The sequence below is a fragment of the Micromonospora cabrerizensis genome, from assembly GCF_022230955.1.
GTDB lineage: Bacteria > Actinomycetota > Actinomycetes > Mycobacteriales > Micromonosporaceae > Micromonospora > Micromonospora cabrerizensis.
Map to the genome: position 1 here is coordinate 1 of NZ_JAKKFI010000112.1, position 24,381 is coordinate 24,381.

The following is a 24,381-nucleotide window of genomic DNA, read 5'->3' on the forward strand; positions in this document are numbered from 1 at the left end:
CCGCGCGGCGGGTCAGGCCGCGGCGGATCAGGCCGCGCGGCGGGTCAGCCGACCGCGAGCGCGGCGGCGAGGAACAGCACGAGGCCGACGGTCAGGTAGGCCGTGGGTGGTCGGAGCCACCCCCGACCACCGTCGGCGAGCGCCAGACCGCCGGTCCGGAGCCCGTAGAGCCCGGTCGCGAAGATCGGCAGCCCGGCGACCAGGGCGATACCCACCACCACGTTCCCGGCGTCCACCGGGTCGCCGGTCACGCCCGCCAGCAGCACCCGCAGCGCGGGAACTTCGAAGATCAACACCAGCAGCGCGAAGAGTACGGCCAGCACCGGCCGGCGGGTCCGGTAGACGCCGTCAGCCACCGGGGGGTACGCCGTCGGCTCCGTCGCCGCGGGCAGGTCCGGGCGGGGGCCGATCCCCGGCATCGGGCCGGTCGGCATCTCCAGCGGGTGTGGGGTGTCGCCGCCCCGACTCGGCTCGACGATCGGGTAGCCACCCAGCGGGGCGGGACGCGCCGGGTCGGCGAGCACAGCAGCGGGCGTGTCGGACGCCGGCGAGGCCTCCCGGGTGGCCTCCGGCAGGCCGCTGGTCAGCGGGGATGCAAGCCCGCTCGACTCCCGGGCGGCCCGTCGACCGGGCAACTCGCCGGAGATCTCCGACGGGTCCCGGTCAGCCCTGCGTGAGCGGGTCGCCCGATAACCGTCCGCCTCCGGTCGAGCGTCACCGAGCGGGTCGACCACGCCGAATCGTCCCGATTCGGGCTCCTTCGCGCCGAACCGAGCGGACTGGGCATCCACGGCACCGAAGCGTCCCGAGTCCGGCTCGGGCGCTCCGAAGCGGCCCGCGTCCACCGCGCTCAGCCGACCCGAGTCCGACTCGGGCGTACCGAATCGACCCGCCGAATCCACGGCGCCGAAGCGGCCGGAGTCCGGCTCCCGGCGACGGCCGACGCCGGTGTCCTCGACGGAGCGCCCCTCGTCGGGGCCGCGCTGCTCGGGAATCTCGGTGTCCCGGTACCGCGATTCGCCCGTGCCCCGCCACTCCGACTCGCCGTAACCGCGACCCCGCTCATCGGGGTACCAGCGCGACTCCTGATCTTCCGGAAAGCTCCGTCGTCCGTCCACGTCAGGCACCGTATGCGACCGGCTGCCCGCTCGCCATCTGGCTCGGCTCGGCAACGCCCGACACCCGCCGTTGAGCCAGGTTGCCGTAGCACATGACGGCGTGATCGTCGGGTTTTCCACAGGACACCCGTCGTCCACAGCCGGGCCCTCGGCGGGGTCGCGGCACACGCCCTCCGAAGGGCACCGTGCCGGCCATGACGAAGCGGAACCAGGCGGTCGGCGCGTACGGCGAGCGGTGCGCCGCCCGGCACCTGACCGAGGCAGGGCTGCGCCCGATCGCCCGCAACTGGCGCTGCACGGCCGGCGAGATCGACATCATCGCGTGGGACGGGCCGGTGCTCGCCTTCTGCGAGGTGAAGACCCGCCGGGGCGACGACTTCGGCACCCCGGCCGAGGCGGTCGTGCCGGCCAAGGCCCGCCGGCTGCGAGGGCTCGCCGCCCGTTGGCTGACCGAGACGGGCACGACCGCCGAGGAGGTGCGCTTCGACGTGGTGTCGGTGCGGCTGCCCGACGCCGGGCCGGCGCAGGTCGACCACCTCAAGGGCGCGTTCTGAGATGCGCTTCGAAGGATCGGTGACGGTGTCATGAGCTACGCCAAGGTGCTCTGTGTGGGTCTGGTCGGGGTGACCGGTCACCTGGTCGAGGTGGAGGCCGACCTGGCCGCCGGCCTACCGGCGGTGGTGATCTCCGGGCTACCGGACACCGCCCTGCACGAGGCCCGCGACCGCGTCCGCGCCGCCGTGGTCAACTCCGGCCAACGATGGCCCAACCGGCGGATCACCCTCAACCTGCTGCCCGCCACGCTGCCGAAGTTCGGCTCGGCCTTCGATCTCGCCATTGCGGCGGCGCTCCTGGGCGGCTCGGGTGAACTGCCGCTGCTACCCCTGGAGGGGGTCGTGGTCCTCGGCGAGTTGGGGCTCGACGGGACGGTCCGACCGGTGCGCGGCGTGCTCCCGATGGTCGCCGCCGCGGCCCGGGCCGGCGTCGGGCGGGTGATCGTGCCGGCCGGCAACGCCGCGGAGGCTGCGGTCATCCCGGGGGTACGCGTGCGCGCGGTGGACAACCTGCACCGACTGGTCGCCTTCGTCCGCGACGGCACTCCGCTGATCGAGCCTCCGACGGCCGTCCCGGCACCACCGGCCGACGGACCGGATCTCGCCGATGTCGCGGGGCAGCAGTTGGGCCGGCGCGCGTTGGAGGTCGCCGCCGCCGGCGGGCACCATGTGGCCCTGCTCGGCCCTCCGGGTGCCGGCAAGACGATGCTGGCCGAACGACTGCCGTCGATCCTGCCCGAGCTGGACGACGACGCGGCGCTCGAGGTCACGGCGCTGCACTCGATTGCCGGGCTGCTGCCGCCGGGCGGCCGGTTGCTGCGTCGCCCGCCGTTCCAGGCGCCGCACCACACCGCGAGTGTGCCGTCGCTGGTCGGTGGAGGCTCGGGGCTGGCCCGGCCGGGCGCGGTGTCGTTGGCGCACCGCGGGGTGCTGTTCCTGGACGAGGCCCCCGAGTTCAGCAAGGGCGCGTTGGAGGCCCTGCGTCAACCACTGGAGAACGGTCGCATCCAGCTGAGTCGCAGCGGGGGCGGCACCGAGTACCCGGCCCGGACCCAGCTGGTGCTTGCCGCCAACCCGTGCCCCTGCGCGAAGCCGTCCGGCGACGCGCACTGCGAGTGCACGGCGCTGGTCCGCCGCCGCTACCTGGGCCGGCTCTCCGGGCCGTTGCTCGACCGGATCGACGTACAGGTCCGGCTGATGCCGGTGCGGGCGGCGGAGTTACTGGCACCCGACGGCGACACCGAGCCGTCGGCGACCGTCGCCACCCGGGTGGCGGCGGCCCGGCAGGCGGCGGCCACCCGCTGGGCCGGTCTCGGCCGCCGGGTGAACGCCGAAGTGGACGGTCCGCACCTGCGCCGACCGCCGTGGCGGCTGCCCGCCCGGGTCACCGCAGAGCTGCGCGGCCGGCTCGACTCCGGCTCGCTGTCGGCGCGCGGCTTCGACCGGGTCATTCGGATGGCCTGGACCATCGCTGATCTGGACGGCCGGGATCGGCCGGACCTGGACGACGTGCGGGAAGCGATCCAACTCCGGACGGGAGAAGCGACGTGAGCGACGACGACGCACAGCGACTCGCCCGGGTCGCCCTGACCTGGCTGGCCGAGCCGGGCACCCGCGCGGTGCACCGCCTGGTCGAACGGCACGGCCCGGTGGCGGCCCTGGACCTGCTACTCGACGGCGGTAGCCCGGACAGCTGGCTGCACAGCACGGTGGCCGCTCGGACGGCAGCCGGCGACGCGCGGGCGGTGGCGGCCGAGGCGCTGGAACGCGCGGACCGGCTCGGGGCCCGTCTGGTCACGCCGGACGACGAGGAGTGGCCGGCCCAGGTGGCTGTCCTGGCCAACCTGCGCCTGCCGGACGTCACCCGCCGGGTGGACGTGGAGACGGCCCCACCGCTCTGCTTCTGGGTCCGCGGAAGCTGGCCGCTGGGCGAGGCCCTGGACCGTTCGGTGGCGGTGGTCGGGGCGCGGGCGGCCACCGGCTACGGGCAGCACGTCGCGACCGAGCTGGGTTACGGGCTCGCCGAGCGGGACTGGACGGTCGTGTCCGGTGGCGCGTTCGGCATCGACGCCGCCGCCCACCGGGGCGCCCTCAACGCGGGCGGGCTGACCGTCGCGGTGCTCGCCTGCGGGCTGGACAGGCCGTACCCCATGGGCAACGCCGCTCTCTTCGACCGGATCGCCGACACCGGTTTGCTGGTCAGCGAGTGGCCGCCCGGTGCCGAACCGCTGCGGCCCCGGTTCCTGATCCGCAACCGGGTGATCGCCGCAGGCACCCGGGGCACCGTCGTGGTGGAGGCTTCGGCTCGCAGTGGGGCGACGCAGACCGCGCGGCGCGCCATCCACACCAATCGGGTGGCCATGGTGGTGCCTGGGCCGGTGACCTCGGCGATGTCCGTCGGCGCGCACGAGTTCCTCCGCGAGTTCCCCAAGGCCCGGCTGGTCACCGGTTTGGCGCACGTCCTCGAGGAGGTGGGCCGGATCGGCGCGGACCTGGCCCCGTTGGCGCGTGGCCCGCAACGGCCCGCCGACGCGTTGGACGACGACGCCCGGTCCCTGCTGGAGGCGCTGCCCCGCCGAGGCGCGATGGGCGTGGACCGCCTCGCCGCCCGCGCGGGTGTCGACGTACGGACGGCGTTGCGCAAGCTGTCGCTGCTGGAGGAGTTGTCCATGGTGGTGCGTCGCGACGGCGGCTACGCCCTCATCCCGCCCTCCCGACCGATGCGCACGACGACGGCGACGACGTCCGGGTCGACGTGAGGGCGCCGGCACGGGGCACCGAGCTGCCGCTCCCACCGGTACGGTGCCCGGTCATGGGTGGAATCAAGCCGTGGCACATCACCGTGCTGTGCTGTCTCGTCACGTCCGCCGTGTTCATCGCCGGCCTGGTGGTGGTGCTGATCAGGAGGGCCAACCGGCGATAGTCGACGTCCGACGAACACCGGCACCGTGGCGGCCGTTGACCCTCGTCGCTCGGCCGTAGGCTGGGTGCCGTGCCAGCTGCCAGTGAGGGTGCCCGGGCCGGTGGACCGGTCGGCGGTGGGAGTTCGGTGCCGCGTCGTTCGCGCGGCGTCCGCAGACCCGCGCGGCCACGATGAGCCGGCCTGACCGGGGCACCCGGGCCATGCACCAGGCACTACCGCCCGAGCTGCGCGACGCCGTCGACGACTTCGCCGAGCACCTGTCCCGGGTGCGTAACCGGTCGGCGCACACCGTCCGCGCGTACGTCACCGATCTCGTCTCGCTGCTCGACCACGCCGTACGGATGGGCTGCGTCGACCTGGCCGAGCTGGACCTGTCGGTGCTGCGCAGCTGGCTGGCGAAGCAACGCACCACCGGTGCGGCCCGCACCTCACTGGCCCGACGAGCCGCGTCGGCACGGGCGTTCAGCGCCTGGGCGCATCGGGCCGGGCTGCTCTCCGCCGACATCGGTGCGGCGCTCGCCAGCCCGCGTGCACACCGGGAGCTGCCCAGCGTTCTCCGCGCCGACCAGGCCGCCGCCCTGGTCGAGGCACCGACCCGGCAGGCACCGCCGGCGGGCCCAGCCCCCACCGACGTACCGACCCGGCAGGCACCGCCGGCGGGCCCAGCCCTCGCCGACTCGCCGGTGCGGCCGGCGCCCGCGGGTTCTGCTCCCACCGTCGCTGCGGCGATCGGCGGGGTCGAGGGCGCGCACGCACCCTCCGAGCCGACACCGGGCGCGGCGCAGACGACCGAGGCCGAGGCGGTGCCGTTGCGTGACCGGGTGCTGTTGGAGCTGCTCTACGCCACCGGCGTACGGGTCAGCGAGGCGTGCGGGTTGGACGTCGGGGACGTCGACCACGGCCGGCGGGTGATCCGGGTGTTCGGCAAGGGCGGACGGGAACGCGCGGTGCCGTACGGGGTGCCCGCGCAGCGGGCGTTGGACGACTGGCTGCGGCGGGGCCGTCCGGCGTTGGTGGGTGCCCGTTCCGGGGACGCGCTGCTGTTGGGTGCCCGGGGTGGCCGGCTCAACCCGACCACGGCGCGTCAGATCGTCGGGGCGTACGCCGAGGCCGTTGGCCTGCCCCGGACGAGCCCGCACGGTCTGCGTCACTCGGCGGCCACCCACCTCCTGGAGGGCGGGGCGGATCTGCGGGCCGTGCAGGAGCTGCTCGGTCACGCGTCGTTGGCCAGCACGCAGATCTACACGCACGTCTCGGTGGAGCGGCTGCGTGCCGCCTACCGTCAGGCCCACCCGCGCGCCTGATCAAGGGCCGGAGGGCGAGGGCCCCGGCGGTTACGATCATCAGGTGAGCGTCCCGCAGCCCCCCGAACCGATTCCGGGCGCCCGCCTGCTCTTCTCCCTGGACCCGGCGGTCAGCCACCTCAACCACGGCTCGTTCGGCGCGGTCCCGATCGGGGTGCAGCGAGCCCAGCAGCGGCTGCGTGACGAGATGGAGGCCAACCCGCTGCGCTTCTTCACCCAGGGCCTGGTCGACCGGATCGCGCACACCCGCCGGCACCTCGCCGGGTTCCTGGGTGCCGACCCCGACGGCAGCGCCCTGGTGGGCAACACCACGACCGGCGTCGCCGTGGTCCTTCAGTCGTTGGGCCTGCAACCCGGCGACGAGGTGCTGAGCACCGACCATGGGTACGGGGCGGTGAGCCTGGCCATCCAGCGCGAGTGCCGCCGCACCGGAGCGGTCAGCCGGGTGTTGCCGATCCCCCTGGCCGCGAGCGACGAGCAGCTCGTGCAGACCGTCCGTGCCGGCCTGCGCCCCGGGCGGACCCGGGTGCTCGTCGTCGACCAGCTCACCTCGGCCACGGCCAAGCTCTTCCCCACCGCCGCCATCGTCGGGGTGGCCCGCGAACACGGCATACCGGTCCTGGTCGACGCCGCGCACGCCCCGGGGATGCTGGCCACGACGGTGGCCAGCATCGGCGCCGACTTCTGGGTGGGCAACCTGCACAAGTGGGCGTACGCCCCGCGCGGGACCGCCCTGTTGGCGGTGGCACCGCAGTGGCGGGACCGGATCGAGCCGCTGGTGGTCTCCTGGGAGCAGGAGTCCGGTTTTCCGGCCCGGGTCGAGTGGCAGGCGACCCTCGACTACACGTCCTGGCTGGCCGCCCCGGCGGGACTGTTCACGCTGCGCAGTCTCGGTGTCGACCGGGTGCGGGCGCACAACGCCGCGCTCGCCGCGTACGGCCAGCGGGTGGTCGGGGACGCGCTGGGGGTGCCTCCCGCCCACCTGCCCGACCCCGGCGGGCCGGGGGTGTCTCTGCGCCTCATTCCGTTGCCGGCCGGCGTGGCCGCCACCATCGACGCGGCGCGGGCGCTGCAGGCGCGGATCGGCGAACGGCTCGCCACCGAGGTGGCGGTGATGAGCTGGAACGGCCGGGGCTGGCTGCGGCTCACCGGTCAGGTCTACAACACCGCCGACGAGTACGAGCGGCTGGCCGTTCGGCTGCCGGCGCTGCTCGCCCAGCGCTGACCCTGCGGAGGCCAGCCCCATGGACGGCAGCGAAGGGCCGGCCCCACGGATCGGCAGCGGGGCGCCGGACCCGTCGACCGGCAGCAGTCGCACCGGGCCGAGGCCGAGCAGTGCCAGTGGGTCCAGATAGTCCGTGCCCCGGCGCAGGCCCCAGTGCAGGCACGCCGCGGCCGGGCAACCCGGGTGACCGGGCAGCAGCTCGCCCAGCGGCGTGCCGGCGGTGACCTGCTGACCGGGACGAACGGCGGGTCGGACCGGCTCGTGGGTGGTCCGCAGCCCGTCGGCGTGGCCCACGGTGATCACCGGTCGCCCGGCCACCGGACCGGCGAAGAGCACGGTGCCCGGACCGGCGGTGCGGATCACCGCACCGGGCGGCGCGGCAAGGTCGACGCCCCGGTGACCGGGCAGCCACGGTCGGGGCGGCGGGTCGAATCGGCGTACCGGACGAGGCGGCCCGTCGACCGGCCAGCGGAACCGTCCGGCGGGTTCCGGGGCGGACGCCAGGGCCGCCGCGACCGGCACGACCGGCGTCGGTGGTTGGCGGGGCCCCGCCGCGACAAGCACCGCCAGCCCGCCGAGCTGCACGGTCAGCGCAAGCGGGATCGCGGCGCGGAGCAGCAACGCACGGCGGGTCGAACGGACGGGTGGCGGTCGCATGTCGGAAGCCTCCGGCCCAGGCCGGGTCGTCCGCCAGCCCGGCCGACGCGGCTGTGGACAACGAACGGACCTGTGGACGACCACCCGGAGATGCCGATGATCTGCTACGGCCCGTCAGGTCACCACCACTGCTCGTTGGCCCCGGTCTCGTAGTCGTACTCCTCGACGTGGTCCCACTCCTTCCCGGTCGCCCTCTCGTAGGCGTTGGAGGGGACGTCGAGAATCGACTCCGCGTGGGCGGCCTCCTCGGTGGTGAAGCGCTGAAACGCCGCCGGATCGGCCAGCACGGCATCGAACGCCGCCGGTCCCGCCACCACCACCGCGCAACGCGCGTACAGGAAACCGTCATCGGACAGTCCGTCGGCGCCGGGAGAGGCAGCCTGAGCGAGCACCCGACGGTCCAGTTGGTGGAGCCTGAACGCGAGCGTCTCGGCGAAGCCGGTGATCCGCTCCACCGACTCTTCCGCCAACATGGCGGTCAACCGCTCGTACGGCCGGTCGTCCCGCGCCTCGGGCCGACCACCCAGCACCGCGACGAGCCGCCAGAATTCCTCATCCGCAAGCATCACAACCCTCAATGATCGCTCGAACGAACCGGTGCCTGCCCGCTGACCACACGCCGCCGTACCTCCGGGGCCGTTTTCGGGCTGCCACCCAGGGCCTAGGCTGGGCCGCGTACGGCGGGTGCCGCCGTTTGGACCGGGGAGGCCCAGGCATGACCACTGTCGATGACCGGACGCCGACGGTGGCCGACGTGAGCGGCCCGTCCCGCCTCGCGGAGCCGGACGAGGCGATCAGCGCCGAGGAGTTGCAGCTGGCCGCCCGCAACCACGGCATCCCGTTGGAGGCGCTGCGCTACGACGTCACCCCGGCCGGGCTGCACTACCTGCTGATCCACTACGACATCCCGGACGTCGACCCAGCGGCGCACGCGCTGACCATCGGCGGCGCGGTGGACCGGCCGCTGACGGTCACCCTCGCCGACCTGCGCGAGCGGCCACGGGTCACCCGGCAGGTGACCCTGGAGTGCGCCGGCAACGGGCGCGCCCTGCTGCACCCCCGGCCGGTCAGCCAGCCCTGGCTGGTCGAGGCGGTCGGCAACGCCGAGTGGACCGGCACCCCGCTCGCTCCGCTGCTGCGGGAGGCGGGCCTCGGGCCGGACGCGGTGGACGTGGTCTTCACCGGCGCCGATCACGGTGTCGAGCGCGGGATCGAGCAGGACTACCAGCGGGCCCTTCCGGTCGCCGACGCGCTGCGCGAGGAGGTGCTGCTGGCGTACGAGATGAACGGCGCTCCCCTGCTGCCGCAGCACGGCGCCCCGCTACGGCTGATCGTGCCGGGCTGGTACGGCATGGCGCACGTGAAGTGGCTCCAGTCGGTCGAGATCCGCACCGAGCCGTTCGAGGGCTACCAGAACGCCGTCGCGTACCGGGTGCGCACCGACGCCGACGACCCCGGCGTTCCGGTCACCCGGATCGAGCCCCGCGCGCTGGTCCGCCCGCCCGGCTTCCCCGACTTCATGTCCCGCCGCCGGGTGCTGCGACCCGGACCGTGCACGGTGGACGGTCGGGCGTGGTCGGGGCACGCGCCGGTGGTGTCCGTGGAGGTCACCACCGACGGTGGACAGAGCTGGGCGGCAGCCGAACTGGACTCGGCCGACGGCGGCGACTTCGCCTGGCGGCGGTGGCGCTACGAGTGGTCCGCCACACCGGGCCGGCACGTGCTGGGTGCCCGGGCGACCGACGCGTCCGGGCGCACCCAGCCGGTCGAGCAGCCGTGGAACCGTGGCGGTTTCGCCAACAACCTGGTGCAGCGGGTCGAGGTCCTGGTGCCGGCCGAGTGACGAGGCGCCGGCCGAGTGACGAGGCGCCGGCCGAGTGAAGGCGCCGGCCGAGTGAAGGCGCCGGCCGAGTGAAGGCGCCGGCCGAGTGATCGGCGGCGCGGGTCACACCGCGGGTGGGGGCCCGTGGTGTGGTCGGCCGGCGCGGGGTTGGTCAGCCGCCGAAGCCGGAGTCGGCGGGCAGCGAGATGTCGGGCTTTTCCAGCTCCTCGACGTTGACGTCCTTGAAGGTCATCACTCGGACGTTCTTCACGAAGCGGGCCGGACGGTACATGTCCCACACCCAGGCGTCGTGCATCTCGACCTCGAAGTAGACCTCGCCGTCGGAGTTGCGCACGTGCAGGTCGACCTGGTTGGCCAGGTAGAACCGGCGTTCCGTCTCCACCACGTACGAGAACTGGCGGACAATGTCGCGGTACTCCCGGTAGAGCTGCAGCTCCATCTCGGTCTCGTACTTCTCGAGATCTTCCGCGCTCATCGCACTCCGCCTTCCATGGCCACATCTTCCCCCACCGGCGCCGGAGGCCGAGGCTGCTCGCCCAACGCCACGCCGACGGTACCCCCTGACGCCCACGAGCGCTCCATCGGCTCTTCCAGCGCGTGGCCGCCGGGTCGTCGGGCGCGCGGCGGCCGGCCGTCGCGGCCGGAGACCGCGGCGACATTGACGTACGAGAACCGGTGTTCCCGGCACGGCCCGTGCTCCCGCAGCGCCGCGGAGTGCTCCGGGGTGATGTAGCCCTTGTGCTCGGCGAAGCCGTACGCCGGGAACACCCCGTCCAGCTCCACCATGATCCGGTCCCGGGTGACCTTGGCGAGCACGCTGGCCGCCGCCACACACGCGGCGACCCGGTCGCCCTTCCACACCGCCAGGCCGGGCACGCCCAGGCCGTCCACGCCGAAGCCGTCGGTCAGCACGTACTCCGGGCGGGTGGTGAGCGAGGCGAGCGCCCGACGCATCGCCGCCACGTTGCACACGTGCAGCCCCCGGGCGTCGACCTCGTCGGCGGGGATGACCACCACGGCGTACGCGAGTGCCCGGTCCACCACCTCCGCGTACACCCGTTCCCGGCTGGCCGGGGTAAGCAGCTTCGAGTCGGCCAGCCCCTCGATCTCGCCGCGCCGCCCCTCGGGCAGCACCGCCGCGGCGGCGACCAGCGGACCGGCGCACGCGCCCCGACCCGCCTCGTCCGCGCCGGCGACGTGCCGGAAGCCACGCCGTTGCAGCGCCCGCTCCAGGGCGTACAGGCCGGCCTCGCGGCGCACGACGGTGCGCGGCGGGGTCAGCACGACGCCTCGCCCTGACCCGCGCCGGCCGACTGCCCGAGTCGGGTCAGCAGGGCGGGCAGCTCGGGGGGATAGAACCGCTCACCGCTGGCCGCCAACTCGGCGGGAGGCCACCACCGGTGGTCGGCGATGCTGCGCTGCTCGATGGCGTTGAAGCCTGTGGTGTCCACCTGCCAGGACGGCACCCGGAGAAGGAAGAAGTCCTGCTCCTGGCGGTACCAGGTGCCGTCGAAGGTGAACTCGGTCGTGTCGCTCCAGACCGGCTCGCCCAACTCGGCCGGGTCGAGCCGCAACCCGGTCTCCTCGGCCAGCTCCCGGGCCGCGCCGGCTGCCGGGGACTCCGCCGGGTCGAGCCCACCGCCGGGGGTGAACCAGTAGCGGTGCCCTGGTCGGGCCGGGTCGAAGCCCTCGAACAGCAGGACCCGGCCGGCCGCGTCGACGAGCAGCACGCGGGCGGCGCGTCGAGGGGTGTAGGCAGGGTCGCCACTGCTCGCGGCTGCGGGGCTCGCAGGCTCACTCCTCGCGCTCACGGTCACCGCCCCAGCCTGCCAGACCGGCGGCGGATCGCCCACGCCCCGGCGGCCTACGGCTTGGGAATGCCGTCGAACTGATCGGGCACGGTCAGCCAGGTGGCCCGACTGACCGGCCAGAAGACGGTGAACGCCCGACCGACCACGTCGTCCTCGGGGATCGTGGCCTCGGTGATGTTCTGCCCGGACTGCTGCCAGTGCTCCAGGGAGTCGCCGGAAGCCGAGCGGTGGTCGCCCATCACCCACAGTCGGCCCTTCGGCACGGTGATGTCGAACTCCTGGTCGGCGGGCTTGTCGCGGATCCCGTCCAACGAGAAGATGTACGGCTCGTCCAACGACTTGCCGTTGATCATCAGCCGTTCCTGGGGGTCGCAGCAGACCACGTGGTCACCGGGGACGCCGATCACCCGCTTGATGAAGTCCTCACCCTCGGGGTTGCCGCTCCACGTGGTCGGAGCCTTGAACACGATCACCTCGCCCCGGTGCGGCGATCGGAAGTCGTAGACCAGCTTGTTGACCAGCACCCGGTCATCGATCTTGAGAGTGTTCTCCATGGACGGGGACGGGATGAAGAAGGTCTGCAGCACGAAGGCGCGGACCAGCACCGCGACCAGGATCGCCACACCCAGCAGGATCGGCAGCTCCTTCCAGAAGGAGCTGCGCGGCTTGTCGGTCTGCTCGTCAATCACGCCAAGGAGCCTACGTTGCCGAACTGGACGCCACCGACCGGAACGCGCGGGAACCACGCAGTGCGGCTACCAACGGGAGTATCAGCAGCACACCGCCCTGCGGGGTCGGTCGCACCGGGGGTGCGCCGGGGGACGCCGTCACCGGCCCGGAGACGTCGTCGAACGTCGACGGCACCGACAGCGAATTCCACCGCGACGAGGGCCAGACCACGATGAAGGCCCGGCCGACCACGTTGTCGATCGGCACCGGGCCCTGGCAGCGCGCATCCTGCGAGACCTCGCGGTGGTCACCCATCACGAAGATCTGACCAGGCGGTACGACGACCTCGTCGAATCGCCGGGAGCGGCACTCCGCCGGGTTGGGCGGCAGGTCCAGCGGTGAGTCCCGCAGCACGTACGGCTCGTTGAGCGGCGTGCCGTTGACGGTCACCCGACCCTGACTGTCGCAACACTTGACGCGGTCGCCGGGGAGGCCGATCACCCGCTTGATGAAGTCCTTCTCGCCGGGGCGACTCACCCCGACCAGGTCGCCGACGGTGCGGGTGAGCTTGCCGGCGACGCCGGGGGACGGCTGCTCGTCGACCTGCGGTGCCCAGCGGTCGGTGCCCCGGAAGACCACCACCTCGCCGCGTTGCGGGTCGCGGACGTCGTAGACGACCTTGTTGACCAGCACCCGGTCCCCGACGAGGAGCGTGTCCTCCATGGAGCTGGACGGGATGAAGAACGCCTGGAGCAGGAAGGTGCGGATCAGCACCGCCAGGCAGAACGCGACCACCAGCAGCAGCGGAAGCTCCTGCCAGAGGGGCATCTGGCGGCGGGCACGGCGAGCCCGCCGGCGCCACGGATCGACGGTGCCGTCCTCGTCAAGCGTCTGCACCACGCCACTCCCCGGTCCACAGAAGCACTACCGCCCGGGAACCTCGTCGAGGCTCCACGGGCGGTAGTGGACGGCTGCCCGCCACGTGGGCGGGGCCGCCGCCTCGCTGCGCCCGTACGACCAGGGTAGTGCGGTCTGGTTGGTACGGCATACGCGCAGCTCAGGCGGCGTGGTAAGCGGGAAGTCAGCTGGGCTGCTTCTCCCGCTTCTCCTTGATCTTGGCCTTCTTGCCGCGCAGCTCGCGCAGGTAGTACAGCTTGGCGCGGCGCACGGCACCACGGGTCACGATCTCGATCCGGTCGATGCCCGGGCCGTTGATCGGGTAGGTCCGCTCGACGCCAACGCCGAAGCTGATCTTGCGGACCGAGAAGGTCTCGCGCAGACCGTCACCCTGGCGACGGATCACGACGCCCTGGAAGATCTGGACACGGGACCGGTTGCCCTCGACGACGCGGGCGTGCACCTTGACGGTGTCACCGGCCCGGAAGTCGGGAAGGTCGGTCCGCTTCGACTGGGCGTCAAGGGCGTCCAGGATGTTCATCGCTGCGTCCTCGTAAGGCTCACGGCGCACCGTCACTCGGTGCGCGGGTGGGTGATTCTGATTCCCGGGTGGTGTCGGCGGACCGACCCCGGTCGGGGATCCTCGCAGCCGCCCGCGGGCGCGGACGGATGCGGCAACCCCCCTACTTTGCCACATCCCCCGCCGGCAGCTGAAATCCGGCCTGGTCCAGGGCCGCGATGTCCCGTTTGTCGAGCCGATCGGCGGGCAGCGCGGCCAGCAGGTCAGGGCGGCGGGCGGCGGTGCGCAGCAGGCCCTCCTCGCGCCGCCAACGGGCGATCTTGCCGTGGTCGCCGGAGCGGAGCACCTCCGGCACGTCGTGCCCACGCCAGCTCGGCGGCTTGGTGTAGATCGGTGCCTCCAGCAGCCCGTGCGCGTGCGACTCCTCGTCCAGCGAGCCCGCGTTGCCCAGCACCCCTGGCAGCAACCGGGTGACCGCCTCCAGCATCACCAGCACCGCGACCTCGCCACCGAAGAGCACGTAGTCACCGAGCGAGACCTCGGTGACCGGCATCCGGGTGGCGGCGTGCGCCAGGACACGTTGGTCGATGCCCTCGTACCGGCCGCAGGCGAAGAGCAGATGCGACTCGGCGGCCAGCTCGTGAGCCATGGCCTGGGTGAACGGGGCACCGGCCGGCGACGGCACCAGCAACCGGGGCGGCGGGGCCTCGGCCGGCGCGAGCGCGTCCAGCGCCTCACCCCACGGCTCCGGGCGCATCACCATCCCCGGCCCGCCGCCGTAGGGAGTGTCGTCGACCGTGCGGTGCACGTCGTGGGTCCAGGTCCGCAGGTCGTGCACGGCAAGCTGGAGTACGCCGTTGGCCCGCGCCCGCCCGATCAGCGACAGGTCGAGCGGGGCGAAGTATTCCGGGAAGATCGACACGACGTCGACGCGCATGACGGGGTGACCCTAGAGATCGAGCAGGCCGGCTGGCGGGTCGACGATCACGCGTCCACCAGCCAGGTCGACCTCCGGGACGATCGCCCGGACGAACGGGATCAACGCGGTACGCCCCTCGGGACGCCGCAGCACCAGCAGGTCCGAGGAGGGTGCGTGGTCGATCCGGGCAACCTCACCCAGCCGCTCGCCCGTGGGCGTCACCACGGCCAACCCGACCAGCTGGTGGTCGTGGAACTCCTCCGGGTCGTCCGGCGGGGTGACGTCGGCGCTGTCCACCACGAGCAGGGTGCCGCGCAGCGCCTCGGCGGTGTTGCGGTCCGGGATTCCAGCGAACGCGATCAGCACCCGACCCTGGTGGAAGCGGGCTTCCTCGATGGTCAGCTCCGCCGGAACCCGGAACGGAACGCCGGGCTCGCCTTCCGAGGCTGTGGTCGGGGGCGTCGCCCCCGGCTCAGTGCCCAGCACAGTGTTGCGCGCAGGCGGGGGTGTCGCCCCCGGCTCAGTGCGCAGCACTGTGCCGGGGGCGAACCGTGCTTCGGGCTCGTCGGTCCGCACTTCCACGGTGACCTCACCGCGGACGCCGTGCGGCTTGCCGATCCTGCCAACGACGAGCTGCATCAGTACGAGTCGACGATGTCGACGCGTACCCCGCGCCCGCCGATGGAGCCGATCACCTGGCGCAGCGCCTTGGCGGTCCGGCCGGACCGCCCGATCACCGTGCCGAGGTCCTCGGGGTGCACGCGAACTTCGAGCCGCTTGCCCCGACGGGAATCGACCAGTCGCACCCGGACGTCGTCCGGGTGGTCGACGATGCCCTTGACCAGGTGCTCCAACGCCGGACGCAGAGGCATGTCAGGCCTGCTCACCGGCGTCGGCAGCGGCGGCCGGAGCCTCAGCCTTCGGAGCCTCGGCCGGAGCCTCAGCCTTCGGGGCCTCAGCCTTGGGCGCCTCGGCCGGAGCCTCAGCGGTCTTGGCGGCCTTCTTGGCCGGCTTGGCCGGCGTCTCCGGGGCGAGCCCGGCGGCGGCCTTCGACTCAGCCTCGTACACAGCCTTGCGGTCGGCCCGCTCGGGGGCGACCAGGAGCGGCGGCGGGGCCGGCAGGCCCTTGTACTTCTGCCAGTCACCGGTCAGCTCCAGCAGCCGCTGCACCGCCTCGCTCGGCTGAGCGCCGACGGACAGCCAGTACTGGACCCGCTCCGACTTGACCTCGATGATCGAAGGGTCTTCCTTCGGCTGGTAAATCCCGACGAACTCAATCGCCCGACCGTCACGCTTGGTGCGCGAGTCGGCGATGACGATGCGGTACTGCGGGTTGCGGATCTTGCCCATCCGCAGGAGCCGGATCTTTACGGCCACAGTTGTTTCGCTCCTGTTGCGATCTCACCGGCCCGTGCGGGCGGTGTGCATGGGTGAGCGCCGACCGGACCCGTGGGGTTGGGCCGGAGACTACTCGGTGGACTGGCGACGTGCCCGGGTTAGAGGGCGCCGGACGCGCGCCGGATACCAGCGACCCATTCTGCCAGATGCGATGCCGATCTCACGCATCGGACCCGGACACCGCGCCACCGGTGACGCGGGACACCTCTCAGCGCACCGGCGGGCGGTCCCATCCCGGCGGAAGTTCGTCCGGTACATCCCAGTTCGGCGGGGGCGTGAAGTCGCACCACGTGCCGTCGAACGGGAACTGCCCGGCCTCGGCGAGCGCGATCACCCGCTCCCCCTCGGCGCGGACCGCCTTCTCGTCGGTCACCCAGTAGTCCTCGCCGAAGGCGAGCCGCTCGACGAACTCGTCCTCGTCCTTCCAGTCCCAGCTGAGATCCGGTCGCACCACCACGTCCAGGTCCTGGTCCACCACGTCGACGCCGGCCACCGGACCGTCGTCCCAGCGGACGCCGGGCTCCTCCAGGTTGACGTACCAGTTGGTGAACCGGCCCTGCGCGTCGCGGAACCACCAGACGGAGTGCGCCGCCCCGGTGGGCAGGAACTTCAGCAGCGGCGGCCCGTTCCAGCGCCCGTGCGCCATCCGGTACGACGACGAGATCCACTGGGCGAACGGCATCGCCCGCATGTTGAGCCCAGCTTCGGTCACCTCGTGGGCCACCGGGGAGTCCCGGGCGATCCACACCAGCAGACCCCGGTCGTCGTCGCTGACCACGCGGCCCGGCCGGACCCACCCGATCCGACCGTGCCGCACGTTCCGATGCATGATCAGCCGACCCGGCTCGAAGCGCACCGCACCCACCTTCGGGTTGTTCTCCCTCTGCCCCAGGCGTCAGGAAGGGCACACCGTCACGCGCGTGACGGTGCGTCCCTACACCTCAGTAGGCGCGGGCGAGGATGGCGACCAGGTCGGGCTCGTCCTCGGAGTCCGGTACCGAACCGTCGGCGCGCAGCAGGCAGCGCACCGTGACGCCCTGACCGTTCGCCTCGGCCTCACCGGCCACGCCGACCGCCGACCACGGCACCCGGGCCCAGCCGTTCGCGGCTGCCTCGATCGCCTCGGCCAGGGTGGCGACCTCCACCGTGCGGGACTCGCGGTTCGCCAACGCCTGGTCGTGCAGCACCTGCTGGTCCGTTTCCAGCGCGGCCAGCACAGCGGCGACCACGTCGGCCACCGGCGTCGGGGACTTCGAGCCGTCGGTGCGACGCACCACCGTCGCGTTGCCGACGGCCAGGTCCCGGGGGCCGACCTCGACGCGTACCGGATAGCCACGCAGCTCGGCGTCGACGGCCCGGCGGCCGAACGCGGTGTCGGTCCGGTCGTCGAGCGCGACCCGGACACCGGCGTCACGCAGGCCGTCGCGCAGCTTGGCCGCCGCCTCGGCGACGCCCTCGCCATCCTTGACGATCATGACGTACGCCTGGATCGGGGCCAGCCTCGGCGGCACGCGCAGACCGTTGTCGTCGCCGTGCGCCATGATCAGGCCACCCAGCATCCGGGTGGACGTGCCCCAGGAGGTGGTCCAGGCGTGCTCCCGGCCGCCCTCCTTGGAGGAGTAGCTGATGTCGAACGCCTTGGCGAAGTTCTGACCCAGCTCGTGGCTGGTGCCCAACTGCAGCGCCTTGCCGTCGCCCATCATGCCTTCGCAGGTGTACGTGGCCGTCGCCCCGGCGAACCGCTCGCGCGTCGTCTTCAGGCCCACCACCACCGGGATGCCGATGACGTTGACCATCAGATCCTCGTACGCCTCGTGCAGGATCTTCCGCGCGTACGCCCGGGCGTCCTCGCGGGTGGCGTGCGCGGTGTGCCCCTCCTGCCAGAGGAACTCGCTGGTACGCAGGAAGATGCGCGGGCGCAACTCCCACCGGACCACGTTCGCCCACTGGTTGAGCAGCAGCGGCAGGTCCCGGTACGAGTCGATCCACTTGGCCATGAACTCGCCGATGACCGTCTCGCTGGTGGGGCGCACCACCACCGGCTCGGCGAGCGGCTTGCCACCACCGTGCGTGACCACTGCGAGCTCCGGCGAGAAGCCCTCGACGTGCTGGGCCTCACGCTTGAGGTAGCTCTCCGGGATGAAGAGCGGGAAGTACGCGTTCTCCGCACCCGCCGCCTTGATCCGGGCGTCCATCTCGGCCTGCATACGCTCCCAGATGGCGTAGCCGGCCGGTCGGATGACCATGGTGCCGCGAACCGGGCCGTTGTCGGCCAGCTTCGCCTTGGCGATCAGGTCCTGGTACCAGCGGGGGAAATCCTCCGCACGGGGAGTGAGCACGCGTGCCATGACCGCACATCCTATGCGTCAGGCGGGGCGACACCGCGCCCGGGAGCCGCCGTGCCGTGTCGCACCCGCTTCTGGTCGCGGTTGTGCACGCTCACGGCGTCGGTGGTGACGGCGCTGGACAGCTCAACGGCGGCCGGCGGGACGGTGAGGGGCGGGCGGGCCGCGCGGCTCTAGAATTCGACCACCATGACTGCAACGACGGACTCGCCGCGCCAACGGCTGCGGGACACGATCGTGGACGCCGCACGGGCACGGACCATCGCCGCCGGCTGGGACGCGGTCCGGATGGGCGGCGTGGCCACCACGGCGGGAGTGAGCCGGCAGACCGTCTACAACGAGTTCGGCAGCAAGGCTGGGCTGGCCGAGGCGCTCGCCCGCCGCGAGGTGGACCGCTTCGTCGGCGACGTCCGCGCCCACCTGCTGGCGCACGGTTCCGACGTACGGGCCGGCGCGTACGCCGCGATCGCGCACACCCTCGCCACAGCAGCCGACAACCCGCTGGTCAAGGCCATCCTGAGCAGTGCCCGGGGCGGCTCGGAGGAGCTGCTTCCATACCTCACCACGCGCGCCGAGGTCGTCCTCACCGAGGCCTCCGGGGCGCTCATCGAGTGGGCCGGCGACCACCTTCCGGGCGCCGACCAGGCCGCGTTGGCCTTCGCCGCCGACACGATCGTCCGGCTGGTGGTGAGCCACATCGTGCTCCCCCGCTCGCCGATCGACCAGACCGCCACGGCTCTCGCCGACCTCGCCGTACGCCTCTTCAGCGCCGCCATCCGCCCGACCCCCTGACCCACCCGCCCCACGCAGCAGACCCCCCCGCGCCCCGCTCGCCTCAAACCGCGCCCCGCGCGCCCCGCGCAACTTCCGGGATGTTGCTGCCTCCGGCGCGCGGGAGGCAGCAACATCACCGATGTTGAGCGGATCTTCCTCCCAGCAGGGGTGTTGCAACCACCGGTTGAGCGCGCCAGGTCCCGTCGCGGGCCGCAAGATCGCGCTCGATCCAGGATGTAGTGGCCTCGGCGTTGCAGGACCCCACTACATCGAGGATCGAGCGCGATCTTGCGGCGGAACACGGCCCGAGGCCGCCGAGAGCGCGGCACGGAGCGCCGAGCGCGGAGCAGGCGGCACGGAGCGCGGAGCAGGCGGCACGGAGCGCGGAGCAGGCGGCACGGAGCGCGGCGGCGACACACGGGCGACCGCCGACGCCACCGTGAGCCCGGCGTCGGCGGTCGCGGCGGGGCGCGCGGGTCAGCGCACCACTCGGCCGCGCAGGATCGTGCGGGAGGGGGCGCGGACGACGCGCAGGTCGCGGCGGGGGTCTTCGGGGTAGACGGTCAGGTCGGCGAGACCGCCCTCGACCAGGCCGGGGAAGCCCAGCCACTGTCGGGCGCCCCAGGAGGCGGCGGCGAGCACGTCGACGGGTGCCATGCCGGCCTGCTCGTGCAGCAGCAGCATCTCCTCGGCGGCGAGGCCGTGGTCGATGCCACCACCGGCGTCGGTGCCCACGTAGATCGGCACCCCCGCCTCGTAGGCGGCACGCACCACCTCGGGGAAACCGTCGCGCAGGGCGAGCATGTGCTCGGCGTACCCGGGGAACTTGCCCCGCGCCTGCTCGGCGATGCCTCCGAAGGTGGCGATGTTGATCATCGTGGGGATCAGCGCGGTGCCCCGCCGGGCCATCTCGTCGATCAGGTCGAGGCTGAGCCCGGTGCCGTGCTCCACCGAGTCCACCCCGGCCCGCACCATGATCTCGACCGCCGACTCGGAGAAGGTGTGGACCGCGGCGCGTACGCCGGCGTTGTGCGCGGCCTGGACGGCTGCGGTGAGGGTATCCGCGTCCCAGGCCGGCGCGAGGTCACCCACGCCCCGGTCGATCCAGTCGCCGACCAGCTTGACCCAGCCGTTGCCGGCCCGCGCCTGGGCGGCCACCGTCGCGGTCACGTCGGTGGCGTCGACCTCCACGCCGATGTCCCGCAGGTAGCGCTTCGGCGGCGCGACGTGCCGGCCGGCGCGGGCCAGTCGCGGCAGGTCCGGCTCGTCGTCGAGTTCGGGGTACGGGTACGGCGACCCGGCGTCGCGGATCGCCAGCACGCCGGCGTCCCGGTCGACGTGGGCCAGCTCGCGGGCCTGGTCGAGTGAGGTGATCGGGGCGCCGCCGCGGGCGATGCCGATGTGGCAGTGCGCGTCGACCAGCCCGGGTAGCACGAAGCCGCCGTCCACGACGGTCTCCGCACCGGGCACCGGGGTGAAGGTCACCCGGTCCCCGACCAGCCAGAGATCCCGGACCTCGTCGTCGGGGAGCAGGACACCGCGCACATGTTGAGCCATGGGCACAGTCCTACCCGATCACACCCGGTCGGGGGCGAGCAGGTCGCCCCCGACCGGCACAAAGGTCAGCGGGGGCGAGCAGGTCGCCCTCGACCGGCACGGAGGTCAGCGGGGGCGGTTGTCGCCCTTGCCGAGCTTGTTGAAGTCGATCTTCGGGAGCTTGAAGCCGGGCGGAAGGCCCTGGCCACCGGCGAGGTCGTTCGGGTCCATCCCCGGCGGAAGCTGCGGCATGCCACCCGGGAAGCCGCCCGGCATCCCGGCTCCGGCGCCCGTACGCGGCCGACCGCCACCCTTGGTGCCCTTGCGCTTGTTCTTCGGCGACTTGGTCGCCTTGCGCCGGCCACCGCCGGGCAGGCCCATCATGCCGCCCATCTGCTTCATCATCTTCTGCGCGTCGGTGAAGCGGTTGAGCAGCTGGTTGACGTCCATCACGGTGACCCCGGAGCCGTTGGCGATACGCGCCCGGCGGGAGCCGTTGATGATCTTCGGGTTGGTCCGCTCGCCCGGGGTCATCGACCGGATGATCGCGGTGACCCGGTCGAAGTGGCTGTCGTCCAGCTCGGCGAGCTGGTCCTTCATCTGCCCCATGCCGGGCATCATGGCCAGCACGTTGGCGATCGGCCCCATTCGCCGCACCGCGATGAGCTGGTCGAGGAAGTCGTCCAGGGTGAACTGCTCGCCGCCCATCAGCTTGGCGGTCATCTTCTCCTTCTGATCGGAGTCGAAGGCCTGCTCGGCCTGCTCGATCAGAGTGAGGACGTCGCCCATGCCGAGGATCCGGCTGGCCATCCGGTCGGGGTGGAAGACGTCGAAGTCCTCCAACTTCTCACCGGTGGAGGCGAACAGGATCGGCTGCCCGGTGACCTCGCGCACCGACAGGGCGGCACCACCGCGAGCGTCGCCGTCGAGCTTGGAGAGCACCACGCCGGTGATGCCGACGCCGTCGCGGAACGCCTCGGCGGTGCGGACGGCGTCCTGACCGACCATCGCGTCGATGACGAAGATGACCTCGTCCGGCTGGACCGCGTCGCGAATGTCGGCGGCCTGCTGCATCATCTCGGCGTCGATGCCGAGCCGGCCGGCGGTGTCGACGATGACGATGTCGCGGGCCGCCCGCTTCGCGTGCTCGATCGAGGCGCGCGCCACCTGCACCGGGTCACCGGTGCCGTTGCCGGGCTCCGGGGCGTACACCTCGACACCGGCCCGGCCACCGAGCACCTGGAGCTGCCCGACGGCGTTGGGGCGCTGGAGGTCGGCGGCGACGAGCAGCGGCTGGTGCCCCTGGCCCTTGAGCCAGCGGGCCAGCTTGCCGGCCAGGGTGGTCTTACCGGAACCCTGGAGACCGGCCAGCATGATCACGGTCGGCGGCTGCTTGGCGAACTGGAGCCGCCGGCCCTCACCGCCGAGCACGGTGATCAGCTCTTCGTTGACGATCTTGATGATCTGCTGGGCCGGGTTCAGCGCCTGGGAGACCTCGGAGCTGCGCGCCCGCTCCTTGACGGCCGCGATGAAGCCCTTGACCACCGGCAGCGCGACGTCCGCCTCCAGCAGCGCGAGACGGATCTCGCGCGCGGTGGCGTCGATGTCGGCGTCGGTGAGCCGACCCTTGCCGCGGAGCTTGGTGAAGATCCCGGACAGGCGGTCACTCAAGGTGTCAAACACGCGAACATCCCGTTTGTCAGTGTTCCGGCGGGCACAACGCGGCCGGCACTGCGGAGTCCGGCCACCGCTAGGGTAGCCGCCCCGCCGCAAGGCCGCTGTCGCCCGGCCCGGGCCTCACCCCGACACCAACCCCGACTGGTACGCGAACACGACGAGCTGGGCCCGGTCCCGGGCTCCCAGCTTGCCCATCGCCCGGCTGACGTGGGTCCGCGCGGTCGCCGGGCTGACCACCAGACGGGCGGCGATCTCCTCGTTGTTCAGGCCCTCCCCGACCAGGCCGACGACCTGGCGCTCCCGATCGGTCAGCGCGCCCAGCCGGGGGTGCGGGCGCAGCACCCGCGACGGCCGGGTGGCGAACTCCCGCACCACCCGACGGGTCACCGACGGCGACAGCAGCGCCTCCCCCTCGGCGACCAACCGGATCGCCCGCAGCAGCTCGGCCGGTCGGGTGTCCTTGGTGAGGAACCCGCTCGCGCCGTGGCGCAGCGCGTCGAAGACGTACTCGTCCAGCTCGAAGGTCGTGAGCACCACCACCCGCGTACCGGTCAGGTCGGGGTCCGCGACGATCCGCCGGGTCGCCTCGATGCCGTCGATGCCGGGCATCCGGATGTCCATCAGCACCACGTCCGGCCGAACCCGCCGGGCCAGCTCGACCGCCTGCAACCCGTCGGCCGCCTCGCCGGCGAGCGCCAGGTCGTCCTCGCTCTCCACCAGCGCGCGCAGGCCGAGCCGGACCAGATCCTGGTCGTCGGCCACCAGCACCCGGATCACGTGGCCGGCCCCACGGGCAGACGGGCGTACACCCGGAACCCGCCGCCGGTGCGCGGCCCGGCCGCCAACCGCCCGCCCAGCGCCGCGACCCGCTCCCGCATCCCGGCCAGGCCGTGCCCGCTCTCGTCGTCGACGAAAGCCGCCCCGGCACCCGTTCCCCGGTCGGTGACCTCGACGGTCACCTCGTCGGCGCGGTAGTCCACCCGCACCTCCGCGTCGGCCACCCCCGCGTGACGCAGCACGTTGGTCAACGCCTCCTGCACCACCCGGTACGCGGTCAGGTCCAGCGCCGCCGGCAGGTCCCACGGTTGGCCGACCACGCGCAGGTCGACGGCGAGTCCGGCCCCGGCGAGCCGGTCCCGCAACGCCGGGAGCCGGGCCAGGCCGGGCACCGGCCCTCGCTCGGCGCCCTGCCGCACCGCGCCGAGGGTGACCCGAAGCTCGTCCAGCGCCTCCCGGCTGGTCCGGCTGATCGCGGTCAGCGCGGTCTCCGCCTGCTCGGGCCGTTTCGGCAGGAGGTGCAGGGCGATCTCCGCCTGCATGCTGATCGCGGCGAGCCCGTGCCCCACCACGTCATGCACCTCCTGGGCGATGCGCAGTCGCTCCTCGTCGGCCTGCCGCCGGGCCTGTTCGGCGCGATCTCGGGCCGCCTCGGCCCGGCTGCGCGCGGCCGACTCGCGGTTGACCCGCACCACGACCCCCACCGCGAACGGTACGACCACCCAGGCCGACGCGGGCAGCACTCCGGCCCAGCCGGGCGCCGGGCCGCGGGACCCGAAGACGTGCGCCAACAACAGGACGAACGCGCCAGCGGCGGCGAGCGCCGCCGGGCGCACCGGCAGTCGCACCGCCACGGTGTAGACGGCGATGAGGAACACGACCAGGATCGGCCCGTACGGGTAGCCGAGAACCAGGTACGCCGACGTGGTCACGGTGACCACGGCCAGGGTCGCGATCGGGGCGCGCCTGCGCAACAGCAGAGCGAGCGCGGCGACCGCGATCAGCACCCGGCTGGCGGCGTCGACCGGCGTCGAAGCCGGCTGGTTGTCCCCGGCCAGACCGGTGGCCAGCAACCCGAACCCGAGCAGCACCAGGGCGAGCGCGGCGTCTGCCGCCACCCCCGGCCATCGCCACCGCCCGCCGCCTCGCATGGCCGTCATTCTGCCCGCGCCGACGCCATCTGACGTGCGTCGACGAGCGGTACCGCGGCTACGCCCCCGGACGTACCCACCCGAGCCGGCCCTCCGATCGCAGCGCGCTGGCGGCGGACGCCCTCACGAGCCTGATGACTCTGAGGCATAAATATGACTCTGAGGTATAGCGCTCTCAGGAGTGACCGGCTGGCACGGGCGGCCAACGGCCGAGCACCGCCCGGCCGCACTCGTCGGCAGGACGACCGAGCGACCGAGCGACCGAGCGGCCGAGCGGCCGAGC

General features: G+C 72.9%; 25 protein-coding genes and 2 pseudogenes. 8 read left to right on the top strand and 19 right to left on the bottom strand.

The genetic code is table 11. The annotated features are described in order from the left end of the window. Positions 1 to 44: 44 nt before the first annotated feature. Complete coding sequence (locus LADH09A_RS28845) at positions 45 to 1,118, bottom strand: hypothetical protein (protein WP_238648833.1); 1,074 nt, start codon at positions 1,116 to 1,118, stop codon at positions 45 to 47. Positions 1,119 to 1,312: 194 nt separating this feature from the next. Between LADH09A_RS28845 and LADH09A_RS28850 the strand changes: the two genes are divergently transcribed. The 6 genes and pseudogenes from LADH09A_RS28850 to LADH09A_RS28870 all read left to right on the top strand — a co-directional run bounded on the left by LADH09A_RS28850 (position 1,313) and on the right by LADH09A_RS28870 (position 7,124). After that, a complete protein-coding gene (locus tag LADH09A_RS28850; protein WP_238648834.1) occupies positions 1,313 to 1,672 on the top strand; it encodes a YraN family protein in 360 nt (119 codons plus the stop codon). Between the two features lie 30 nt (positions 1,673 to 1,702). Further along, on the top strand, positions 1,703 to 3,223 hold the full coding sequence (locus LADH09A_RS28855) for a YifB family Mg chelatase-like AAA ATPase (RefSeq protein WP_238648835.1): 1,521 nt from the start codon (positions 1,703 to 1,705) through the stop codon (positions 3,221 to 3,223). After that, entirely contained in the window at positions 3,220 to 4,431 is a 1,212-nt protein-coding gene (dprA, locus tag LADH09A_RS28860; protein ID WP_238648836.1) for a DNA-processing protein DprA, read from the top strand. Before LADH09A_RS28855 ends, dprA begins: the two co-directional genes overlap by 4 nt. A 364-nt stretch (positions 4,432 to 4,795) precedes the next feature. Then, positions 4,796 to 5,023: pseudogene (locus LADH09A_RS32160) on the top strand (site-specific integrase); the annotation flags it as partial. A gap of 3 nt (positions 5,024 to 5,026) precedes the next feature. After that, a complete protein-coding gene (locus tag LADH09A_RS28865) occupies positions 5,027 to 5,899 on the top strand; it encodes a tyrosine-type recombinase/integrase (RefSeq protein ID WP_372492373.1) in 873 nt (290 codons plus the stop codon). Positions 5,900 to 5,942: 43 nt separating this feature from the next. Further along, on the top strand, positions 5,943 to 7,124 hold the full coding sequence (locus LADH09A_RS28870) for an aminotransferase class V-fold PLP-dependent enzyme (protein ID WP_238648838.1): 1,182 nt from the start codon (positions 5,943 to 5,945) through the stop codon (positions 7,122 to 7,124). Between the two features lie 69 nt (positions 7,125 to 7,193). Here LADH09A_RS28870 and LADH09A_RS28875 read toward each other — a convergent pair. Both LADH09A_RS28875 and LADH09A_RS28880 read right to left on the bottom strand, forming a co-directional pair. After that, positions 7,194 to 7,781, bottom strand: a pseudogene (locus LADH09A_RS28875) (murein hydrolase activator EnvC family protein); the annotation flags it as partial. A gap of 119 nt (positions 7,782 to 7,900) precedes the next feature. After that, positions 7,901 to 8,347, bottom strand: coding sequence for a DUF4240 domain-containing protein (locus LADH09A_RS28880; RefSeq protein WP_238648864.1), 447 nt, complete (start codon positions 8,345 to 8,347; stop codon positions 7,901 to 7,903). Positions 8,348 to 8,496: 149 nt separating this feature from the next. On the opposite strand from LADH09A_RS28880, the gene LADH09A_RS28885 reads away from it, so the two are divergent. After that, complete coding sequence (locus LADH09A_RS28885; RefSeq protein ID WP_238648839.1) at positions 8,497 to 9,624, top strand: sulfite oxidase; 1,128 nt, start codon at positions 8,497 to 8,499, stop codon at positions 9,622 to 9,624. A 151-nt stretch (positions 9,625 to 9,775) separates the two neighbouring features. Here the strand turns inward: LADH09A_RS28885 and LADH09A_RS28890 are convergent, their stop codons facing one another. The 12 genes from LADH09A_RS28890 to proS all read right to left on the bottom strand — a co-directional run bounded on the left by LADH09A_RS28890 (position 9,776) and on the right by proS (position 18,186). Continuing rightward, positions 9,776 to 10,099 carry a DUF2469 domain-containing protein gene (locus LADH09A_RS28890; protein ID WP_007075222.1) on the bottom strand — a complete coding sequence of 108 codons (324 nt, stop codon included), beginning with the start codon at positions 10,097 to 10,099 and terminating at the stop codon, positions 9,776 to 9,778. Next, on the bottom strand, positions 10,096 to 10,908 hold the full coding sequence (locus tag LADH09A_RS28895; protein ID WP_238648840.1) for a ribonuclease HII: 813 nt from the start codon (positions 10,906 to 10,908) through the stop codon (positions 10,096 to 10,098). Before LADH09A_RS28895 ends, LADH09A_RS28890 begins: the two co-directional genes overlap by 4 nt. Continuing rightward, entirely contained in the window at positions 10,902 to 11,435 is a 534-nt protein-coding gene (locus tag LADH09A_RS28900; protein ID WP_308194707.1) for an NUDIX hydrolase, read from the bottom strand. The genes LADH09A_RS28895 and LADH09A_RS28900 overlap by 7 nt, the downstream gene beginning before the upstream one ends. A gap of 53 nt (positions 11,436 to 11,488) precedes the next feature. Further along, positions 11,489 to 12,124 (bottom strand): signal peptidase I, encoded by a 636-nt coding sequence (gene lepB / locus LADH09A_RS28905; RefSeq protein WP_238648841.1) that lies wholly within the window; start codon positions 12,122 to 12,124, stop codon positions 11,489 to 11,491. 10 nt (positions 12,125 to 12,134) lie between these two features. After that, positions 12,135 to 13,004: a signal peptidase I gene (lepB, locus tag LADH09A_RS28910; protein ID WP_238648842.1), complete on the bottom strand. Its 870-nt coding sequence runs from the start codon at positions 13,002 to 13,004 to the stop codon at positions 12,135 to 12,137. A gap of 181 nt (positions 13,005 to 13,185) precedes the next feature. Further along, on the bottom strand, positions 13,186 to 13,542 hold the full coding sequence (gene rplS / locus LADH09A_RS28915) for a 50S ribosomal protein L19 (protein WP_238648843.1): 357 nt from the start codon (positions 13,540 to 13,542) through the stop codon (positions 13,186 to 13,188). Between the two features lie 142 nt (positions 13,543 to 13,684). Beyond that, the gene (gene trmD, locus LADH09A_RS28920) at positions 13,685 to 14,458 is read right to left on the bottom strand and encodes a tRNA (guanosine(37)-N1)-methyltransferase TrmD (RefSeq protein ID WP_238648844.1); all 774 of its coding nucleotides are present in this window, start codon (positions 14,456 to 14,458) and stop codon (positions 13,685 to 13,687) included. Positions 14,459 to 14,470: 12 nt separating this feature from the next. Then, positions 14,471 to 15,079 carry a ribosome maturation factor RimM gene (gene rimM, locus LADH09A_RS28925; protein WP_238648845.1) on the bottom strand — a complete coding sequence of 203 codons (609 nt, stop codon included), beginning with the start codon at positions 15,077 to 15,079 and terminating at the stop codon, positions 14,471 to 14,473. Next, positions 15,079 to 15,339: an RNA-binding protein gene (locus LADH09A_RS28930; RefSeq protein WP_186718042.1), complete on the bottom strand. Its 261-nt coding sequence runs from the start codon at positions 15,337 to 15,339 to the stop codon at positions 15,079 to 15,081. The genes rimM and LADH09A_RS28930 overlap by 1 nt, the downstream gene beginning before the upstream one ends. Next, positions 15,314 to 15,817, bottom strand: coding sequence for a 30S ribosomal protein S16 (gene rpsP / locus LADH09A_RS28935; RefSeq protein ID WP_238648846.1), 504 nt, complete (start codon positions 15,815 to 15,817; stop codon positions 15,314 to 15,316). The genes LADH09A_RS28930 and rpsP overlap by 26 nt, the downstream gene beginning before the upstream one ends. A gap of 229 nt (positions 15,818 to 16,046) precedes the next feature. Further along, positions 16,047 to 16,694 (bottom strand): ribonuclease FAU-1 family protein, encoded by a 648-nt coding sequence (locus LADH09A_RS28940; RefSeq protein WP_238648847.1) that lies wholly within the window; start codon positions 16,692 to 16,694, stop codon positions 16,047 to 16,049. 85 nt (positions 16,695 to 16,779) lie between these two features. After that, a complete protein-coding gene (proS, locus tag LADH09A_RS28945) occupies positions 16,780 to 18,186 on the bottom strand; it encodes a proline--tRNA ligase (protein ID WP_238648848.1) in 1,407 nt (468 codons plus the stop codon). Between the two features lie 186 nt (positions 18,187 to 18,372). On the opposite strand from proS, the gene LADH09A_RS28950 reads away from it, so the two are divergent. Then, positions 18,373 to 18,975, top strand: coding sequence for a TetR/AcrR family transcriptional regulator (locus tag LADH09A_RS28950; RefSeq protein WP_238648849.1), 603 nt, complete (start codon positions 18,373 to 18,375; stop codon positions 18,973 to 18,975). A gap of 459 nt (positions 18,976 to 19,434) precedes the next feature. Here the strand turns inward: LADH09A_RS28950 and LADH09A_RS28955 are convergent, their stop codons facing one another. From LADH09A_RS28955 to LADH09A_RS28970, 4 genes are all read right to left on the bottom strand, one after another. After that, on the bottom strand, positions 19,435 to 20,514 hold the full coding sequence (locus LADH09A_RS28955; protein ID WP_238648850.1) for an amidohydrolase family protein: 1,080 nt from the start codon (positions 20,512 to 20,514) through the stop codon (positions 19,435 to 19,437). Between the two features lie 105 nt (positions 20,515 to 20,619). Beyond that, positions 20,620 to 22,176 (bottom strand): signal recognition particle protein, encoded by a 1,557-nt coding sequence (ffh, locus tag LADH09A_RS28960; protein WP_238648851.1) that lies wholly within the window; start codon positions 22,174 to 22,176, stop codon positions 20,620 to 20,622. Positions 22,177 to 22,290: 114 nt separating this feature from the next. Continuing rightward, complete coding sequence (locus LADH09A_RS28965) at positions 22,291 to 22,947, bottom strand: response regulator transcription factor (protein ID WP_238648852.1); 657 nt, start codon at positions 22,945 to 22,947, stop codon at positions 22,291 to 22,293. After that, positions 22,944 to 24,065 carry a sensor histidine kinase gene (locus LADH09A_RS28970; RefSeq protein ID WP_238648853.1) on the bottom strand — a complete coding sequence of 374 codons (1,122 nt, stop codon included), beginning with the start codon at positions 24,063 to 24,065 and terminating at the stop codon, positions 22,944 to 22,946. Before LADH09A_RS28970 ends, LADH09A_RS28965 begins: the two co-directional genes overlap by 4 nt. Positions 24,066 to 24,381: the final 316 nt, after the last annotated feature.

Coding starts and splice junctions, on each gene's coding strand:
- LADH09A_RS28850 (WP_238648834.1), top strand. CDS start 1,313: ATGACGAAGCGGAACCAGGCGGTCGGCGCGTACGGCGAGCGGTGCGCC.
- LADH09A_RS28855 (WP_238648835.1), top strand. CDS start 1,703: ATGAGCTACGCCAAGGTGCTCTGTGTGGGTCTGGTCGGGGTGACCGGT.
- LADH09A_RS28880 (WP_238648864.1), bottom strand. CDS start 8,347: ATGCTTGCGGATGAGGAATTCTGGCGGCTCGTCGCGGTGCTGGGTGGT.
- LADH09A_RS28885 (WP_238648839.1), top strand. CDS start 8,497: ATGACCACTGTCGATGACCGGACGCCGACGGTGGCCGACGTGAGCGGC.
- LADH09A_RS28890 (WP_007075222.1), bottom strand. CDS start 10,099: ATGAGCGCGGAAGATCTCGAGAAGTACGAGACCGAGATGGAGCTGCAG.
- rplS (WP_238648843.1), bottom strand. CDS start 13,542: ATGAACATCCTGGACGCCCTTGACGCCCAGTCGAAGCGGACCGACCTT.
- trmD (WP_238648844.1), bottom strand. CDS start 14,458: ATGCGCGTCGACGTCGTGTCGATCTTCCCGGAATACTTCGCCCCGCTC.
- rimM (WP_238648845.1), bottom strand. CDS start 15,079: ATGCAGCTCGTCGTTGGCAGGATCGGCAAGCCGCACGGCGTCCGCGGT.
- proS (WP_238648848.1), bottom strand. CDS start 18,186: ATGGCACGCGTGCTCACTCCCCGTGCGGAGGATTTCCCCCGCTGGTAC.
- LADH09A_RS28950 (WP_238648849.1), top strand. CDS start 18,373: ATGACTGCAACGACGGACTCGCCGCGCCAACGGCTGCGGGACACGATC.
- LADH09A_RS28955 (WP_238648850.1), bottom strand. CDS start 20,514: ATGGCTCAACATGTGCGCGGTGTCCTGCTCCCCGACGACGAGGTCCGG.